The sequence below is a fragment of the Rhodospirillales bacterium genome, assembly GCA_016699855.1.
GTDB lineage: Bacteria > Pseudomonadota > Alphaproteobacteria > Reyranellales > Reyranellaceae.
Window position 1 is genome coordinate 2,052,690 of record CP064988.1, and the last position, 14,776, is coordinate 2,067,465.

General features: G+C 73.0%; 17 protein-coding genes and 1 pseudogene. 7 read left to right on the top strand and 11 right to left on the bottom strand.

Annotated elements, in window-relative coordinates; translation table 11 throughout:
* Positions 1–4: 4 nt before the first annotated feature.
* Positions 5–1,363, bottom strand: coding sequence for a tetratricopeptide repeat protein (locus IPK81_09540; GenBank protein ID QQS14376.1), 1,359 nt, complete (start codon positions 1,361–1,363; stop codon positions 5–7).
* Between the two features lie 115 nt (positions 1,364–1,478).
* Between IPK81_09540 and IPK81_09545 the strand changes: the two genes are divergently transcribed.
* Positions 1,479–2,426 (top strand): ABC transporter permease, encoded by a 948-nt coding sequence (locus tag IPK81_09545; protein QQS14377.1) that lies wholly within the window; start codon positions 1,479–1,481, stop codon positions 2,424–2,426.
* The gene (locus IPK81_09550) at positions 2,426–3,268 is read left to right on the top strand and encodes an ABC transporter permease (GenBank protein ID QQS14378.1); all 843 of its coding nucleotides are present in this window, start codon (positions 2,426–2,428) and stop codon (positions 3,266–3,268) included. The genes IPK81_09545 and IPK81_09550 overlap by 1 nt, the downstream gene beginning before the upstream one ends.
* Positions 3,269–3,275: 7 nt before the next feature.
* On the opposite strand, the gene IPK81_09555 is transcribed toward IPK81_09550, so the two are convergent.
* From IPK81_09555 to IPK81_09590, 8 genes and pseudogenes are all read right to left on the bottom strand, one after another.
* Positions 3,276–4,166: a DMT family transporter gene (locus tag IPK81_09555; GenBank protein QQS14379.1), complete on the bottom strand. Its 891-nt coding sequence runs from the start codon at positions 4,164–4,166 to the stop codon at positions 3,276–3,278.
* Between the two features lie 11 nt (positions 4,167–4,177).
* Positions 4,178–5,077: a DMT family transporter gene (locus tag IPK81_09560; GenBank protein ID QQS14380.1), complete on the bottom strand. Its 900-nt coding sequence runs from the start codon at positions 5,075–5,077 to the stop codon at positions 4,178–4,180.
* Positions 5,078–5,199: 122 nt separating this feature from the next.
* Positions 5,200–5,658, bottom strand: coding sequence for a DUF4864 domain-containing protein (locus IPK81_09565; GenBank protein ID QQS14381.1), 459 nt, complete (start codon positions 5,656–5,658; stop codon positions 5,200–5,202).
* Between the two features lie 28 nt (positions 5,659–5,686).
* The gene (locus tag IPK81_09570) at positions 5,687–6,262 is read right to left on the bottom strand and encodes a hypothetical protein (GenBank protein QQS14382.1); all 576 of its coding nucleotides are present in this window, start codon (positions 6,260–6,262) and stop codon (positions 5,687–5,689) included.
* A 32-nt stretch (positions 6,263–6,294) separates the two neighbouring features.
* On the bottom strand, positions 6,295–6,858 hold the full coding sequence (locus tag IPK81_09575; protein QQS14383.1) for a hypothetical protein: 564 nt from the start codon (positions 6,856–6,858) through the stop codon (positions 6,295–6,297).
* A 37-nt stretch (positions 6,859–6,895) separates the two neighbouring features.
* Positions 6,896–7,279, bottom strand: coding sequence for a histidine triad nucleotide-binding protein (locus IPK81_09580; protein ID QQS14384.1), 384 nt, complete (start codon positions 7,277–7,279; stop codon positions 6,896–6,898).
* Positions 7,280–7,299: 20 nt separating this feature from the next.
* Positions 7,300–7,948 (bottom strand): annotated as a pseudogene (locus IPK81_09585) (LysE family translocator).
* A gap of 28 nt (positions 7,949–7,976) precedes the next feature.
* Positions 7,977–9,218, bottom strand: a complete 1,242-nt coding sequence (locus tag IPK81_09590; protein QQS14385.1) for a penicillin-binding protein activator — start codon at positions 9,216–9,218, stop codon at positions 7,977–7,979.
* Here IPK81_09590 and rsmI point away from each other — a divergent pair.
* The 5 genes from rsmI to IPK81_09615 all read left to right on the top strand — a co-directional run bounded on the left by rsmI (position 9,217) and on the right by IPK81_09615 (position 13,039).
* Complete coding sequence (gene rsmI, locus IPK81_09595) at positions 9,217–10,122, top strand: 16S rRNA (cytidine(1402)-2'-O)-methyltransferase (GenBank protein ID QQS14386.1); 906 nt, start codon at positions 9,217–9,219, stop codon at positions 10,120–10,122. The two genes, IPK81_09590 and rsmI, sit on opposite strands and share 2 nt — an antisense overlap.
* Positions 10,123–10,126: 4 nt before the next feature.
* Complete coding sequence (locus IPK81_09600) at positions 10,127–10,516, top strand: YraN family protein (GenBank protein ID QQS14387.1); 390 nt, start codon at positions 10,127–10,129, stop codon at positions 10,514–10,516.
* A 9-nt stretch (positions 10,517–10,525) separates the two neighbouring features.
* Positions 10,526–11,413, top strand: a complete 888-nt coding sequence (locus IPK81_09605) for a transglutaminase family protein (GenBank protein ID QQS14388.1) — start codon at positions 10,526–10,528, stop codon at positions 11,411–11,413.
* Between the two features lie 44 nt (positions 11,414–11,457).
* Positions 11,458–12,405, top strand: a complete 948-nt coding sequence (gshB, locus tag IPK81_09610) for a glutathione synthase (protein ID QQS14389.1) — start codon at positions 11,458–11,460, stop codon at positions 12,403–12,405.
* Between the two features lie 76 nt (positions 12,406–12,481).
* A complete protein-coding gene (locus IPK81_09615; protein ID QQS14390.1) occupies positions 12,482–13,039 on the top strand; it encodes an ankyrin repeat domain-containing protein in 558 nt (185 codons plus the stop codon).
* A 7-nt stretch (positions 13,040–13,046) separates the two neighbouring features.
* Here the strand turns inward: IPK81_09615 and IPK81_09620 are convergent, their stop codons facing one another.
* Both IPK81_09620 and IPK81_09625 read right to left on the bottom strand, forming a co-directional pair.
* Positions 13,047–14,111 carry a TauD/TfdA family dioxygenase gene (locus IPK81_09620; protein QQS14391.1) on the bottom strand — a complete coding sequence of 355 codons (1,065 nt, stop codon included), beginning with the start codon at positions 14,109–14,111 and terminating at the stop codon, positions 13,047–13,049.
* Positions 14,112–14,206: 95 nt separating this feature from the next.
* A complete protein-coding gene (locus tag IPK81_09625; GenBank protein QQS14392.1) occupies positions 14,207–14,722 on the bottom strand; it encodes a helix-turn-helix transcriptional regulator in 516 nt (171 codons plus the stop codon).
* Positions 14,723–14,776 lie beyond the last annotated feature (54 nt).

Genomic DNA, 14,776 nt, shown 5'->3' on the forward strand with positions numbered 1-14,776 from the left:
CGCGTCACCGGGCGTAGCGCTGGCAGGCGTCGGCGTAGCCGATGCGCTTCTCCGGCGGCAGCTCGGGATAGCGCGTGCGCAGATGCGCCAGCATCAGACGGACGTCGTCGGGACGGTCGGCGCGCAGCGCGCAGTCCAGGAACAACTGCTTGAGCACGTCCTGCTGGGCGTGGCTGCCGCCGAGCTTGTGCATCTCCGCCAGCGCCGGACGCATGGTGTCGAGCGCGCGGCCGTGGTCGCCGCGGCGGTGCGCGAGGACCGCCTCGCAGACCGGCACCGCGACGCGCGCGACGATCGACGACGTCGTCGCCGGTCCGTCGCCGAACGCGCGCATCGCGCGCAGATAGGCCGCCGCCGCGTCGAAGCGGCCGGCGGCCGCCAGCGCCATCATCCAGTGCGGCAGGGTGAAGGCCGACAGGCAGTCGTCGAGCCGGCCCTCGGCCTTGTCGGCGATCTCCTCCCAGCGGTCGCCGACGTCGACGCCCTGGCGCTCGAGGCGGAACAGCATGGAAGCCGCGTTCTGCACGTCGATGTAGACGTCGGGCTGCGCGACGGTCAGCGGCGAGGCGAGGTTCCGGAAGCCCTTGTCGTAGAGCCCGAGCACGCGGTCGAACTCGCGCCGCTCCAGATGGAACATGGCGCGGTGCCACCACAGGTGATGCTTGAGGTTGTTGCCGCCCTCCCAGTGCCGCTCCAGCCCGTCGAGCCAGGCGATGCCGTCGCCGTGGCGGCCCTGCATCTCCATCACGTGCGCCACGGCGTGCGTGCCCCACAGATCGCCGGGATCGATCTCGATCGCCTGCCGGCCGGCGGGTTCGGCCGCGTCGTAGTCGCCAGCCTCCTCGCGTGCGAAGCACAGGCACGACAGCAGCGTGGCGTAGCCCGGCAGCTCGCGGCCCCACGTGTCGGCGACCCGTTCCACCGATTCCCGCATGGTGCGCGGCCGGCCCAGCCAGAAATAGTTGAAGTGCGACAGGCGCAGCGCCAGCACATCGACGGGATGGTCGGCGAGGATCGCCTCCCAGGTGGCCAGCGCGGCGTCGAGGTCGCCGGCGATCCACTGGTCCAGCGCCGCGACATGGGCGCGTTCGCGCGGCGTCGCGCCGGCGGCGGCGGCGCGCGCCGCGTCGGCGGCCTCGCGCGCGGCGGCGACGTTGGCGCGCTTGTACGACAGCATCGCGAAATGGCCCTTGAGGCACTGCGCCAGCGCGCAGCCCGGATCGGCGGCCAGCGCCCGCGCGAGATGCGTCGGCGTGTCGAGGCGGTACTTCAGATAGCCGAGGATGGCCCGGTTGAGCGCGTCGGCGGCGTCCGCCGAGGCGCAGGTGATCGGCAGGCCATGCAGGTCGTGGTGCGTCGTCATGCGGTCGGAGCCCTCCCGGCCAGCGAGAGTCGGGCTCCGCCCGGCGGAAGTCAAACGCGCCGCGACGCCGATGGACCGTTGAGCCGCATGGTGAACACCGGCATCCTGCGGCGGCATGCTCGACTTCCTGCTCCGCCGCCTGTCGGCCGCGCTGGTCACCCTGGCGCTGGCCAGCGTCGTGGTGTTCGCGGTGCTCGAGATCCTGCCCGGCGATCCGGCGCTGGTGATGCTCGGCACCGAGGCGCGGCCCGACACGCTGGCGGCGCTGCGCGCCAAGTTCGGCTTCGACCGGCCGGCGCCGGAACGCTACCTGTCGTGGATCGCCGGCCTGCTGACGTTCGATCTCGGCAACAGCCACGCCTACGGCTCGCCGGTCTCGAAGCTGATCCTCGACCGGCTCGTCGTCACCCTGCCGCTCGGCGCCATGGCGCTGACCTGGGCGACTTGCGTCGCCATTCCGCTGGGCGTGTTCGCGGCCTCGCGCCGCGGCCGGCCCGGCGACTGGGCGGTGATGGGATTCAGCCAGCTCGGCATCTCGGTCCCGAATTTCTGGTTCGGCATCCTGCTGGCGCTGCTGTTCGCGGTGACGTTGAAGTGGTTCCCCGCCGGCGGCTTCCCCGGCTGGGCCCAGGATCCGCTGCGGTCGCTGCATTCCCTCGTGCTGCCGGCGCTGGCGCTGAGCCTGTCGGAGATCGCGATCCTGACCCGCGTCACGCGCTCCTCGATGCTCGACACGCTGCGCGAGGACTACGTGCGCACCGCCCGCGCCAAGGGCGTCGGCGAGCGCGACGTGCTGATGCGCCACGCATTGCGCAACGCGCTGATCCCGATCGTCACCGTCGCCGGGCTGATCGCGGGATTCCTCGTCGCCGGCGCGATCATCGTCGAGACGGTGTTCTACCTGCCGGGCATCGGCAAGCTGGTGTTCGACTCGATCAACAACCGCGACCTGATCGTCATCAAGAACATCGTCATGCTGCTGACCGTGCTGGTGCTGGCGGTCAACCTCGCGGTCGACTTCGTCTACGCGCTGCTCGATCCGCGCCCCAAGGCGGTGGTGTGATGGCGGGGTTCTGGTCGCGCGCGCGCCGCCACGTCGGCTTCCTCGCCGGCCTGGCGCTGGTGTCGCTGGTCGTCGGCACGGCGCTGCTGTCGACCGTGTGGACGCCGCACGACCACGACGACCTGCGCATGGCGCTGAAGCTGCGGCCGTCGGACGCGACCTACGTCCTCGGCACCGACCATCGCGGCCGCGACGTGCTCTCGCGCATCATGGTCGGCGCCCAGACCTCGATCACCGTCGGTCTGATCGCGGTGTCGATCGGCATGACGGCCGGAATCTGCCTCGGCGCCTGGGCCGCGGCGCGGCGCGGCTGGGTCGACGAGGTGCTGTCGCGCTTCAACGATCTGCTGTTCGCCTTTCCCGCCGTGCTGATGGCGATCCTGATCACCAGCGTGTTCGGCGCCAGCGCCACCAACGCCATCCTCGCCATCGGCATCTTCAACGTGCCGGTGTTCGCGCGGGTGACGCGCGGCGCGGCGTTGTCGATGTGGGGCCGCGATTTCGTGCGCGCCGCCGGCGCGCTGGGGCTGGGTCCTCTGGCGGTGACGGTGCGACACGTGCTGCCCAACATCGCCAGCGTGCTGCTGGTGCAGGCCACGATCCAGTTCGCGGTCGCGATCCTGGCCGAGGCCGGGCTGTCGTATCTGGGGCTCGGCGCGCAGCCGCCGGTGCCGTCCTGGGGCCGCATGCTCTACGACGCGCAGACCTATCTGCACGACGCGCCGGCGCTGGCGATCTATCCCGGCCTCGCCATCGCGCTGACGGTGCTCGGTCTCAACATGCTGGGCGACGGCCTGCGCGACCTGCTCGACCCGCGCCTGCGCGTGATGCGCGTCGGCTGACGCCGGCTCAGGACTCCGCCGGCGGCCTCAGCAACGCCAGCGCCAGGGCGGCGACCGCGCTCGCCAGCGCCAGCGCCTGCCACGGGCCGAACGGCTCGCCATGCGCCCACACGCCGCCGACCACCGCGACCACCGGCACGAGGATGGTCGACAGGCTGGCGATGTTGGCGGGCAGCAGATGCACGATGCGGAACCAGATCATGGTGCCGACGGCGGTCGGCACGGCGGTGAGCCAGATCAGCGACAGCAGCGCCGGCGTCGACACCGGCGTCCACCGCCACTCCGCGAACAGCGCCGCGCCGGCGATGATCGGCACCGCGCCGATCAGCATCTGCCACGCCGTCAGCACCAGCGGCGGCACGCCGCGCCAGTCCGCGCGCTTCTGGATCAACGTGCCGGCGGCCCAGCCGATACCCGCCAGCAGCGCGCAGCCGATGCCGGCCGGCGCGCCCGCGATCTTGCCGAGATTGGGCACCGCGAGGAAGCCGACCGTGGCGGCGCCGAACACCAGCGCCAGCGCCACGCGCCCGCTCAGGCGCTCGCCGAGGAACAGCGTCCCCGCCAGCGCCGCCCACAACGGCATCGTGTAGCCGAGCACCGAGGCCTGGCCGGACGGGATGAACAGCGTCGCCGCCGTCGCGGCCACGTACCACACCGTGATCGTGCCCATCGCGCCGCCGGCCAGCGCCGGCCACGCCGCGCGCGGCACGCCCAGCGGCATCCGCCGCGCCGCCGCGATGCCGATCAGCAACACGCCGGCGCCGGTCACGGCGATGGCGCGGAACGTCCACACCGAGAGGTCGCGCAGCACGATGTTGAACATCGGCCAGCTGCCGCCCCACAGGATCGCCAGCAGGATCACCAGCGGCAGCGCGCGGCTGGTCGGGACGGCGGCCATCGGGCGGCGCCTCAGCCCTTGGCCGCGGCGGCGCGCGGCGGCGTCAGCGCCAGCCACAACGACAGCGCCGAGCACGCCAGCGCCGCGAGCTGCGCCGGCCCCAGCGGCTCGCCGAACGCGATGGCGCCGGACACCATGGCGACGATCGGCACCGACACCGACGACAGGCCGGCGACCTGCGCCGGCAGCAGGCCGACGATGGCGAACCATGTCGCCGTGCCGATCGACATGGGAATCAGCGCGATGTAGATCGACACCGCGATGGCGCCGAGGCCCGGCCGCGGCCAGGCGCCGTCGAAGACCAGGAAGCCGGCGACGATCGGCGGCAGGCACAGCAGCATCTGCCACGCCGTCAGCGACAGGCCCATGCCACCCCAATCCGTGCGCTTGACGACGATGGTGCCGACCGCCCACGCCAGCCCGGCGCCGAGCCCGGCCGCGAGTCCGGCGGGGGCGCCGGCGTAGACGCCGAAATTCGGCGCCATCAGCAGCGCCACGGCGGCGACGCCCAGCGCCAGCGCCGCCAGCAGCCGGGGCGTGAAGCGCTGTCCGAGAAACATCGTCGACAGCGCCGCCAGCCACAGCGGCATCGAATAGGCCAGCACCGAGGACTGGCCCGACGGCAGGTGGACCACGGCCAGCGCCGTGGCCATGTTCCAGATCGTCAGGTTGCACATCGAGGCGATCAGCAACGGGCCCCAGCGGCCCGGCGGCACGCGCAGCGACTCGCCGCGCAGCCGCACCGCCGCGAACAGCCCGCCCGACGCGATGGCGACGACGAAGACGCGGAAGCTCCACACCGACATCTCGGCCAGCGCGACGCGGAACAGGGACCAGTTGGTGCCCCAGAGCAGGGTCAGCAGCGCGAGGAGGAAAAGGGCCTTCCTCGGCGTGCCGGAAACGGCGGCCATCGGATTCGCGGACCTGGGGCGGGCGGTTGAGAGGCGGCGCGACCATAGACGCGACCGCGGCGCGGTCCAAGCCTACCGGCGCGCGGGTGCCATGAATCGATGTCCGCGCCGGCGGCGTGGCCTCACGTCGATCGTTCCTCCGGCGCGCCCAGCGAGCAGCCGGCGATGCGCCACGAGCCGTCGGGCTGGCGCTCCATGGTGTAGAACGCCGTCACCGCGGCGCCGTCGGGTCCGACGATATGGACCTTCTGCAGCGCCAGCCCGTCCCTGACGACGATGTCGCGGAACGCGAACTCGCGCGGCCGGTAGACCGGGCGGTAGCCTTCGCGCACCATCTCCATGAAACGGTCGACGCCGCCGAACATCCGCCGGATGGCCGGCGCGGCGTAGCCGAACGCCGCGGCGCCGTCGTCGCGGCGGAACGCCTCGATCTGGCCGGCGATGACGTCGCGGATCGCCGCGCGGTCGGCGTCGGACGGCGGATCGGCCGCCCGCGCGGGCGCGCCGGCCGCGATGATCGCCGCGGCGGCGCCGATCGACGCGCCGGCCAGGAACCGACGTCTTCCGCTTCCGCTGAGCATGGTCCACATTCCCGGTCTCCGCCGCCGGCTAGCGTCGCGGCGCGAACGGCAACGTCGGCATCCGGACCGCGTCGGCGGGCACGACGAACCACGACGGATGCTGCGCCGCGCGAGTCGCGCGCGCGGCGACCCATGTCGCGCGTTCGCCCGAGAGCTCGATCGTCCGCAGCGGCACGCCGTCGACCGTCATGCACGCGCGCAGCGTCGCGCCGACGGTCCGTTCGAACTCGTAGTCGACGCACTCCTCGCCGGCGATCCTGTCGGCGCCGAGCCGCGTCGCCTCGACCTCCCACGCCGTCACGGCCCCGCCCACCGTCGTCGGATCGATCTCCATCGCGAACGTCCTGCCGGCGCGTTGCATCACCACGATCGCGTTGCGCTTCGCGCGGTCGAAATGGATGGTCGCCTCCGCGCCGTCCATCGTGGCGTCGACCCTCATCCGGCCGTTCCTGTGCCGCATGGTCATCGGCGTCTCGACGCCGCCTCGCGTCAGCGTGCCCTCGACCAGGAAGTCGACGGCCGGCAGCGGCAGGGGCTCCGCGTGGACGACCGTCGTCGCGCAACCGGCGCAAAGGACGGCGAGCAGGAAGGCCAAACGTTTCATCCGCGGCGCTCCATGGTCCGGCCGCCCCGACGCTAGCGCTTCGGCGGCAGCTGCACGCGCATGGCGTCGCCCGGCACCGCGAACAGCGACGCCTCCTGCGGCGCGCGCGTCACCTGCGTGGCGATCCACGCCACGCGGTCGCGCGACACGTCGATCGTCCGCAGCGGCACGCCGTCGCGAGCGAGGCAGACGCGCTGCTTGCGGCCCTTGGCGTTCTCGACCTCGTACTCGACGCAGTTCTCGCCGGCGACGGTGGCCGAGCCGACGCGCGTGGCGTCGAGGTCCCACGGCGTCTGCGCGCCGGCGGCGCGATCGGGATCGATCTCGAGCGCCACCTTCTGGCCGAACCGGATCGACACCACGGTGGCGCTGCGGACGGCGTGGTCGATGAAGATCGAGGTCGCCTGGCCGTCGGCCTCGGTGTCGACGCGCACCTTGCCGGCCTTGTGCCGCATCGTCGCCGGCGCGGCGCCCTTGCCGCCGGTCAGCGTCCCCTGGGCCGCGAAATCGACCGTCGGCCTGGGCAGCGGCTCGGCGGCGGCGGACGTGGCGAGGGCCGCGCACAGGGCGGCGGCGAGCGGCGGAAAACGGTTCATCGGGGTCCTCCCGGACGACGGCGGCGCGGAGTCGTCGTCAGCCGGCGTCATTCGGCCGCGGCATGTTGCCCATTTTGTGGCTGAAGCGTCGGCCGGCGAAGATGTGGACGTGGAAGTGGAACACGATCTGCCCGCCATCGGCGCCGCTGTTGGCGACCAGCCGGTAGCCGTCCGCGTCGAGGCCCAGCGCGCCCGCGACCTTGCCGACGGCGCGCCAGAAGCCGGCCACGGCCGCGTCCGGCGCGGTCGCGGCGAAATCGACGTTCGAGACGTACGCGCCCTTGGGGATCACCAGCACGTGCACCGGCGCCAGCGGATTGATGTCGTGGAACGCCAGCGCGAACTCGTCCTCGTAGACCTTCTTGCACGGGAGTTCACCGCGCAGGATGCGCGCGAAGACGTTGTTCCGGTCGTAGGCCATGGCGTCTCCCGGGGGCGGCGTCAGCGCGTCTGCGCGCGCGCCAGATGGACGGCGAGTCCGACGAAGAACACGCCCGCCAGGGCGTCCATCGCGCGGCGCAGCCACGGCGCGCGGCGCAGCGCCGCCGCCGCGCGTCCGGTCAGCGCCGCCACGCCCATGAGATAGAGCGTTCCCGGCACGCTGAAGCGCAGGCCCAACAGCGCCAGCTGCAACGCCACGTCGCCGCGCGCCGGATCGACGAATTGCGGCAGGAACGCCACGAAGAACACGGCCATCTTCGGATTGAGCGCGTTGGTCAGCGCGCCGCGCGCGAACATGCCCAAAGCGCCGCGCCGGATCGCGTCCGGCCGGGCGACGGCCGGCGCCGGCGGGGCCGCGCCAGGCGTCGCGCAGCGCCTGAAAGCCGAGCCAGGCGAGATAGAGGGCGCCCGCCACCTTCAACAGGCTGAACGCCAGCGCCGACGCCGCGATCATGGCGCTGACCCCGATCGAGGCCAGCGCGATATGGAACAGGCAGCCGGCGAACACGCCCAGCGCCGCCATGATCCCCGCCCGCGGCCCGTCGGTCGCCGAGGTCGCGGCCACGAGGAATGTGTCTGGGCCCGGCGTCAGGATCAGCAACGCGGCGGCGCCGGCATAGAGCCATAGCAGCGTGGGATCGAGCGGCATCGTCGCCTCCGGACGGTGTCGACGGATGTCAGTTGCTCGGCCGGTCGAGCGAGGTCGGCGCCGGATCGACCACGCGCACCCGGTCGGCGCCGATCTCCAGCACCGCCAGCGCCCGCTCGACGCGGCCGTCGGGGCGGAACCGGTAGAGCCCGTCCAGACCCTGGAAGCCCGCGGGGTCGGTCAGCGCGGCGGCCGAGAAATCGCCGCCGGGCTTCAGCCGTGCCAGCCGCGCCGACATCATCACCGCGTCGTAGGACAACGTCGCGAGGCGGTGCGGCGGCTTGCCGTGCACCGCCGCGAAACGCCGTTCGAAATCGGCGCGCCGCGCCGGATCGGGCGCCGCGAACCAGGCGCCGGGGATGGCGCCCTCCGCCGCGATGGTCGGCGTGTCCCATACGCCGGTGCCGAGCAACCGCGCCTTCGCCGGATCCAGCCCGGCGTCGCGCAGCGCCTGGCCCGCCGATGCCAGCGACGCGCCGGCGACCGGCAGGAACACCGCGGTCGCACCGCCGGCGCCGTCGTTCAGGGCGGCGCCGATCCGGCGGGCGCCGGCGGAGACGTCGCCGCCGGCGGCGGGCAGCCGCTCGGCGGCCACCACGGTGCCACCGCGGGAGGCCACCGCGTCGCGCAGCGCCCGGGTCGCCTGGTCGCCGTAGGGCGTGGACGGCGAGAACGCCGCGAAGCGCTTGATGCCGCGGGATAGCGCGTACTCGGCCACCCGCGTGACCTGCGGCCGCATCGCCAACCCCATCGGATAGAGGCCGGGCTGGGCCACGCCCTCGTCGTTGGAGAAGCTCACCATCTCGAGCTTGACCTCGCGCGCCGCCTGGGCGGCGGCGGCGGCGGCCGGACCGAACAACGGCCCGAGCAGGATCGAGGCGCCTTCGCGCGCGGCGCGTTCGACGGCGGCGATGGCCCGTTCGGGCGTGTCGCCGGCGTCGATCGGCATGATCGCCACGTCGCGGCCGGCGCCGTCGAAGATCGCCAGCTCGGCGGCCTCGAGCATCGCCGTGCCGACGTCGCGGCCGCGGCCGGTCAACGGCAACAGCAACGCGATCTTGACCTTGCCGCTGGGCGTCGGACGCGGCACCGCCTCGGGCCGCGCCTCGGCCTCGCCGGGCGTCTTGGTCCGGGCCATGGCGGGACTTGGCGGCGCCGGGCTGATAGGCTTGATCGGCGCCGCGCAGGCGGCGAGCAGCAGACCGAGCGTCGCCATCGCGAGGCAGCCGGGCACGGGTCCGCCGGAGCGGAGCGATAGCGAACGGAACATGACCGATCTCCCGACAGACGAAGACGCGCCGGACGACGGTAGCGACGCGCTCCGGCCAAGTAAACCGGCGCCGGGCCTGTACATCGTCGCGACGCCGATCGGCAACGCGCGCGACATCACCCTGCGCGCGCTCGACACGCTGCGCGGCGCCGACCTGGTCGCGTGCGAGGACACGCGCACCACGCGCAGGCTGCTGGGCATTCATGGCGTTTCGGCGGCGACCTTCGCCTGCCACGACCACAACGAGGCGGAGGCCGCCGCCCGCATCGTCGCCGAGATCGCCGCCGGCCGGGTCGTGGCGCTGGTCAGCGACGCCGGCATGCCGCTGGTGTCGGATCCCGGCCACCGCGTGGTGCGCGCCGTGCTCGCGGCCGGTCTGCCGGTGACCACCGTGCCCGGCGCCTCGGCGCCGTTGGCGGCGCTGGCGCTGTCCGGTCTGCCGAGCGACCGGTTCCTGTTCGCGGGCTTCCTGCCGTCGCGCGGGCCCGACCGGCGGCGCGCGATCGCCGAGCTCGCGGCGGCGCCGGCGACGCTGGTGCTGTTCGAGGCGCCGCACCGCCTGGTCGAGACCCTGGCCGATCTCGCCGACCTTCTGGGCGCGCGCGAGGCCGCCGTGGCGCGCGAGCTGACGAAGCGTTTCGAGGAGGTGCGCCGCGCCCCGCTCGACGCGCTGTCCGCCCACTATTCCGCCGCCGGCCCGCCGCGCGGCGAGATCGTGATCGTGGTGGCGCCGCCCGGCGAGGACACCCGGCCGGCGTCCGCCGGGGATATCGACGGCGCGCTGCGCGCGGCGCTGGCGCAGACCGGCGTCAAGGAGGCCGCCGCCGAGGTCGCGGCCCGCTACGGCCGGCCGCGGCGCGAGGTCTACGCGCGCGCGCTCGAGCTGAAGCGCGGCGGCGCGTAGCCCCGTGCCACCGCGACGGCCATCCGCTTCCGATCCCAAGCGCGTAGCCGCCGACCGCTTCGGCCGCTGGGCCGAGTGGCGCTGCGTCTGGCGGTTGCGCCTGACCGGCCACCGCGTGCTGGCGCGCCGCCTTCGCACGCCGGTCGGCGAGATCGACATCGTCGCGCGCCGCGGCGGCACGCTGCTGTTCATCGAGGTCAAGGCGCGCGCCACGGTCGACGACGCGGCCCTCGCCTTGACAGAGTCCCAGCTTCGGCGCATCGCTCGCGCCGCGGAGGCGTTCGTCGCGCGCCATCCCGCGCTCGCGGACCACGCGATGCGTTTCGACGCGATGTACGTGACGCCACGCGGCTGGCCGGTCCACGCGACCGACGCGTGGCGCCCGGGGAGCTGACGGCTGGGCATGACGGCGGACGACGCGGCGATCGGCGCGGCGCGGACGCGCGCGAAGGAGGTCCTCGCGCGGTTGACGACGCTGTGCGCCGCCGGCGGTCACGACATCGACGTCGTCGAGGCCGCGCTGACCCTGTCGCTCCTGCGCCGGCCGGCGCTCGACCTCGACCCCTACCGCGCGCATGTCGCGGCGCTCGCCGCCGAGATCGGCGCCCTCGTGAAACGCCGCCATCCGCCGCTCGACGCGCTGCGCGAGGTGCTGGCCAAGGGCTACGGCTACCGCGGCGACCGCGAGACCTACGACGATCCGCAGAACGCCGATCTCGCCAGCGTCATCGACCGCCGCCGCGGCCTGCCCGTCGCCCTCGGGCTGGTGTGGATGGGCGCGGCGCGGGCGCAGGGATGGGGCTGCGTCGGGCTGGGCTTCCCCGGCCATTTCCTGATCCGCCTCGAGGCCGGCGGCGCCCACGCCATCCTCGATCCGTTCGGCGAGGGCGCGGCGCTGGAGGCGCGCGACCTGCGCGCCCTGCTGCGGTCCTCCGCCGGCGCCGGCGCCGAGATCGCGCCGGCGCACGTCGCCGCCGTGCCCGACGCCGACGTGCTGCTGCGGCTCGAGAACAACATCAAGACGCGCCAGCTGCGCGCCGGCGACGACGCCGGCGCCGGCGCCACGATCGAGCGCATGACGGCGATCGCGCCGGGACGGGCCGAGCTGTGGTTCGAGGCCGCCACCATCCACGCCGGCGCCGGCGCGGTCGGCGGCGCCGTGAAGGCGTTCGACCGCTTCCTCGCGCTCGACGCCGCCCAGCCGCCCTCGCCCGATCCCGAGATCACCGCCGTCCGCGCCCGGGCGCGCGACCGCGCCGCCTCTCTTGCGGGAACTCCGGCGGCGGCTTAACTGATCCGCGGCGCCGGGACGCGGCGCGCGGAGGAGCGGAGCGCATGGGGCTGAGGGTCGCTTTCCAGATGGACCACGTGTCGACCGTCGACATCGACGGCGATTCGACCTTCGCGCTGGCGTTGGAGGCGCAGAAGCGCGGCCACGCGATGTTCCACTACACGCCGGCCGACCTGTATTTCCTCGACGGCCGGGTGCGCGCCCGCGTCCAGCCGACGACCGTGCGGCGGGTCAAGGGCGACCACTACGCGCTGGGCGCGCCCGAGGACCTCGATCTCGCCGACGTCCACGTCGTCTGGCCGCGCCAGGATCCGCCGTTCGACATGGCCTACCTCACCACGACGCACCTGCTCGAGCGCATCCATCCCGCGACGCTGGTCGTCAACGACCCGGCCGAGGTGCGCAACGCGCCGGAGAAGCTGTTCGTCACGACGTTCGAGGGCGTCATGCCGCCGACGCTGATCACCAGCGACGCCGCGCGCATCCGCGGCTTCCGCGACGTGCACAAGGACATCATCATCAAGCCGCTCTACGGCAATGGCGGCGCCGGCGTGTTCCGCGTCAGGCCCGACGACGAGAACCTCGCCTCGCTGCTGGAGATGTTCACCAAGGCCTCGCGCGAGCCGCTGATCGCCCAGCGCTACGTGCCGGAGGTGCGCAAGGGCGACAAGCGCATCATCCTGATCGACGGCGAGGCCGCCGGCGTCGTCAACCGGATCCCGGCGGAGGGCGAGGCGCGCTCCAACATGCACGTCGGCGGCCGGGCCGTGAAGTCGACGCTGACGGCGCGCGACCGCTGGATATGCGACGCCATCGGCCCCGAGCTGAGGCGCCGTGGCATGATCTTCGTCGGCATCGACGTGATCGGCGACTATCTCACCGAGATCAACGTCACCTCGCCGACCGGCCTGCAGCAGATCGACCGCTTCGACGGCGTCAACCTCGAGGGCCGCATCTGGGACGCCGTCGAGGCGCGGCGGCGCGGCCGATGACCGCCGGCCGCTTGACCGGCGCGGCGACCGGTCCGAGATTTACCGGGCGCGGCGACGCGTGACGGGGGTCGCAACGATGAAACGGATAGCAGCGGTTCTCGCGGCCGTCCTGGCGCTGGCGGCGGCGCCGGCGGCGGCGCAGATCGAAATCCTCCTCAGCAAGCCGATCCTCGGCGCCGTCGAGCGCGGCGAGATCGATGCCGTCCGCCAGGCGCTGCTGAAGGGTGAGAGCCCCAACCAGATCGACGCGCGGCGCCAGCCGCTGCTGATCCTCGCGGTGTCGAAAGGCCACGTCGAGGTCGCCGAGGTCCTGCTCAAGGGCGGCGCCATCGTCGACGCGACGGACGGCGAGGGCCGCACGGCCCTGCTGCGCGCCGCCGAGCGCAACGATCCGGAGATGGTCCAGCTCCTGCTGCGCCGCAACGCCAAGCCGAACATCGGCGACCGGGCGGGCATGACGCCCCTGATGCTGGCGGCGCGCAACGGATCGAACGAGATCGCGCGCGCCCTGCTCGACCGCAAGGCCAATCCGAACGCCGCCGACCACACCGGCAGGACCGCGCTCGCCTACGCCCGCGAGGCGCGCCGCGGCAGCGTCGGCGACCTGATCCGCCGGGCCGGCGGACGCGAGTGAGACGGCGTCAGGCGGCCTCGAGCGGCGCGTGCAGCCGGGTCGTCCCCGGCACCACGATGCCGCCACGGTCGCCGATGTCGATCCTGCCGTAGCGCTGCGCGAACACCGGCGGCAGCGGCCGGGCGCCGGGCACAGCCAGCCATAGCCGCAGCAGATGGCGACGGCGCTCGGGCTCGGGCCAGTCCACGAAGCCGGTGCGGTCGTGCAGCAGCGTGTGGTTGTGCACGAGCTGGACGTCGCCAGGCGTGAACTCCAGATGGAGGTTGAGCGCCGGGTCGTTGGCCAGCGAATCGAACATGTCCAAGGCCTCGCGCGACGCCGCGTCGATGCGCGGCGCGTCGGCGAAACGCTGGGCGCTGTCGATGTACTGGCGCTGGTAGATCGCCGTCAAATGTCCCTCGTGCCAGTTGAACACGGGAATCTCGAAATACGGCTTCATCCCCTCCGGCACCTCGCCGCGCCGGTCGGTCGCGACCGGGCGCATCAACAGCGCCAGCAGATCGGGGCGCCGCCGGCGCATCTCGTTGAAGATCGTGGTCGAGCTGACCAGCGTCGACAACCCGCCGCTGCGCGACGTGCGCAGGCACAGCAACCCGACGACGTCGCAGGAATCGGTGTGGTAGGTCTGCCGCTCGTTGGTCTGGTAGATGCGGACGTTGGGATCGCCGCTGCTGAGGCCCATGTCCTTGACGTGGCCCAGCACGTGCCCCTTGGCGTTTTGCGAACGGGCCGAGCCGATATGCACGCCGAGCCCGAAATAGGCGGTCGCGGACTGGCGGATGGTCCACCGGTCGACCGGCAGGCCGCGCAGCACGGTGAACCCCCGGCCGCGCAGCAACTCGTCCTTGGCGCGCGCCAGGCGGGCGGTGACGGTCGGCAGCGGAAACGCGGCCGCGGTCATGTCCGCGATATCTGTGCCGCGGGCCACGAAGGCGTCGGTCGCCGCCTCGATCTCGGCGACCTCCGCCGGCGACAGGCGGACCAGCCAGTCGTCGCGGCGCAGCACCTCGGGGCCGTACCAGGCGGCGGGGCCGTCCTGTTCGGGCGGTAGTCGGGCGGTCTCGGCGTCCATTTCCGGCGGCTCCCCTCGGATGACGGGAACCGGTTTAGCGCCGTCGCGCGCCGACCGTAAAGCCGGACTGAGGTAGGCTGGCGAACCGCGGGGGTCTACTTGCGCTTGGCCGCCGAGGCGAGCTTGACGGCGCGGGAGGCCGAACCGACCGCCTTGACCATCTCGAAGATGCGCTTGCGGACCTTGGCGTCGTCGATCTTGTAGTAGCCGCGCACCAGCTCGAGCGTCTCGCGCTTGGCCAGCGGGTCCTTCTCCTCGTTGAACGAGGCGGCGTCCTCCGAGAAACCGCCCTTGCGGCCGCGGCCCTTGCGGGCGCCGACCAGCACGTTGACCGGCATGTCCTCGAAAAAGTACGAGACCGGCACGTCCAGGACCTTGCTGAACTCGTACAAGCGGCTGGAACCGATGCGGTTGGCGCCGCGCTCGTACTTCTGGATCTGCTGGAACGTGAGGCCGACCGATTCGCCGAGTTTCTCCTGACTCATGCCCAAGAGCGTGCGCCGCTGCCGGACACGCAACCCGACATGGACGTCCACGGGATGACCTGCCATGACTCGAACTCCCAGATGATCGTCCGACGCGCCCCACAACGCGTCTAGCCGCTGCGACATCGTCCCGGCCGGATGGCCCTGCCCGGGCCCGATACCACCGGACGTCCCAAGACA

Coding starts and splice junctions, on each gene's coding strand:
- IPK81_09545 (QQS14377.1), top strand. CDS start 1,479: ATGCTCGACTTCCTGCTCCGCCGCCTGTCGGCCGCGCTGGTCACCCTG.
- IPK81_09615 (QQS14390.1), top strand. CDS start 12,482: ATGAAACGGATAGCAGCGGTTCTCGCGGCCGTCCTGGCGCTGGCGGCG.
- gshB (QQS14389.1), top strand. CDS start 11,458: ATGGGGCTGAGGGTCGCTTTCCAGATGGACCACGTGTCGACCGTCGAC.
- IPK81_09625 (QQS14392.1), bottom strand. CDS start 14,722: ATGTCGCAGCGGCTAGACGCGTTGTGGGGCGCGTCGGACGATCATCTG.
- IPK81_09605 (QQS14388.1), top strand. CDS start 10,526: ATGACGGCGGACGACGCGGCGATCGGCGCGGCGCGGACGCGCGCGAAG.
- rsmI (QQS14386.1), top strand. CDS start 9,217: ATGACCGATCTCCCGACAGACGAAGACGCGCCGGACGACGGTAGCGAC.
- IPK81_09540 (QQS14376.1), bottom strand. CDS start 1,363: ATGACGACGCACCACGACCTGCATGGCCTGCCGATCACCTGCGCCTCG.
- IPK81_09590 (QQS14385.1), bottom strand. CDS start 9,218: ATGTTCCGTTCGCTATCGCTCCGCTCCGGCGGACCCGTGCCCGGCTGC.
- IPK81_09560 (QQS14380.1), bottom strand. CDS start 5,077: ATGGCCGCCGTTTCCGGCACGCCGAGGAAGGCCCTTTTCCTCCTCGCG.
- IPK81_09575 (QQS14383.1), bottom strand. CDS start 6,858: ATGAACCGTTTTCCGCCGCTCGCCGCCGCCCTGTGCGCGGCCCTCGCC.
- IPK81_09570 (QQS14382.1), bottom strand. CDS start 6,262: ATGAAACGTTTGGCCTTCCTGCTCGCCGTCCTTTGCGCCGGTTGCGCG.
- IPK81_09580 (QQS14384.1), bottom strand. CDS start 7,279: ATGGCCTACGACCGGAACAACGTCTTCGCGCGCATCCTGCGCGGTGAA.
- IPK81_09565 (QQS14381.1), bottom strand. CDS start 5,658: ATGCTCAGCGGAAGCGGAAGACGTCGGTTCCTGGCCGGCGCGTCGATC.
- IPK81_09620 (QQS14391.1), bottom strand. CDS start 14,111: ATGGACGCCGAGACCGCCCGACTACCGCCCGAACAGGACGGCCCCGCC.
- IPK81_09555 (QQS14379.1), bottom strand. CDS start 4,166: ATGGCCGCCGTCCCGACCAGCCGCGCGCTGCCGCTGGTGATCCTGCTG.
- IPK81_09550 (QQS14378.1), top strand. CDS start 2,426: ATGGCGGGGTTCTGGTCGCGCGCGCGCCGCCACGTCGGCTTCCTCGCC.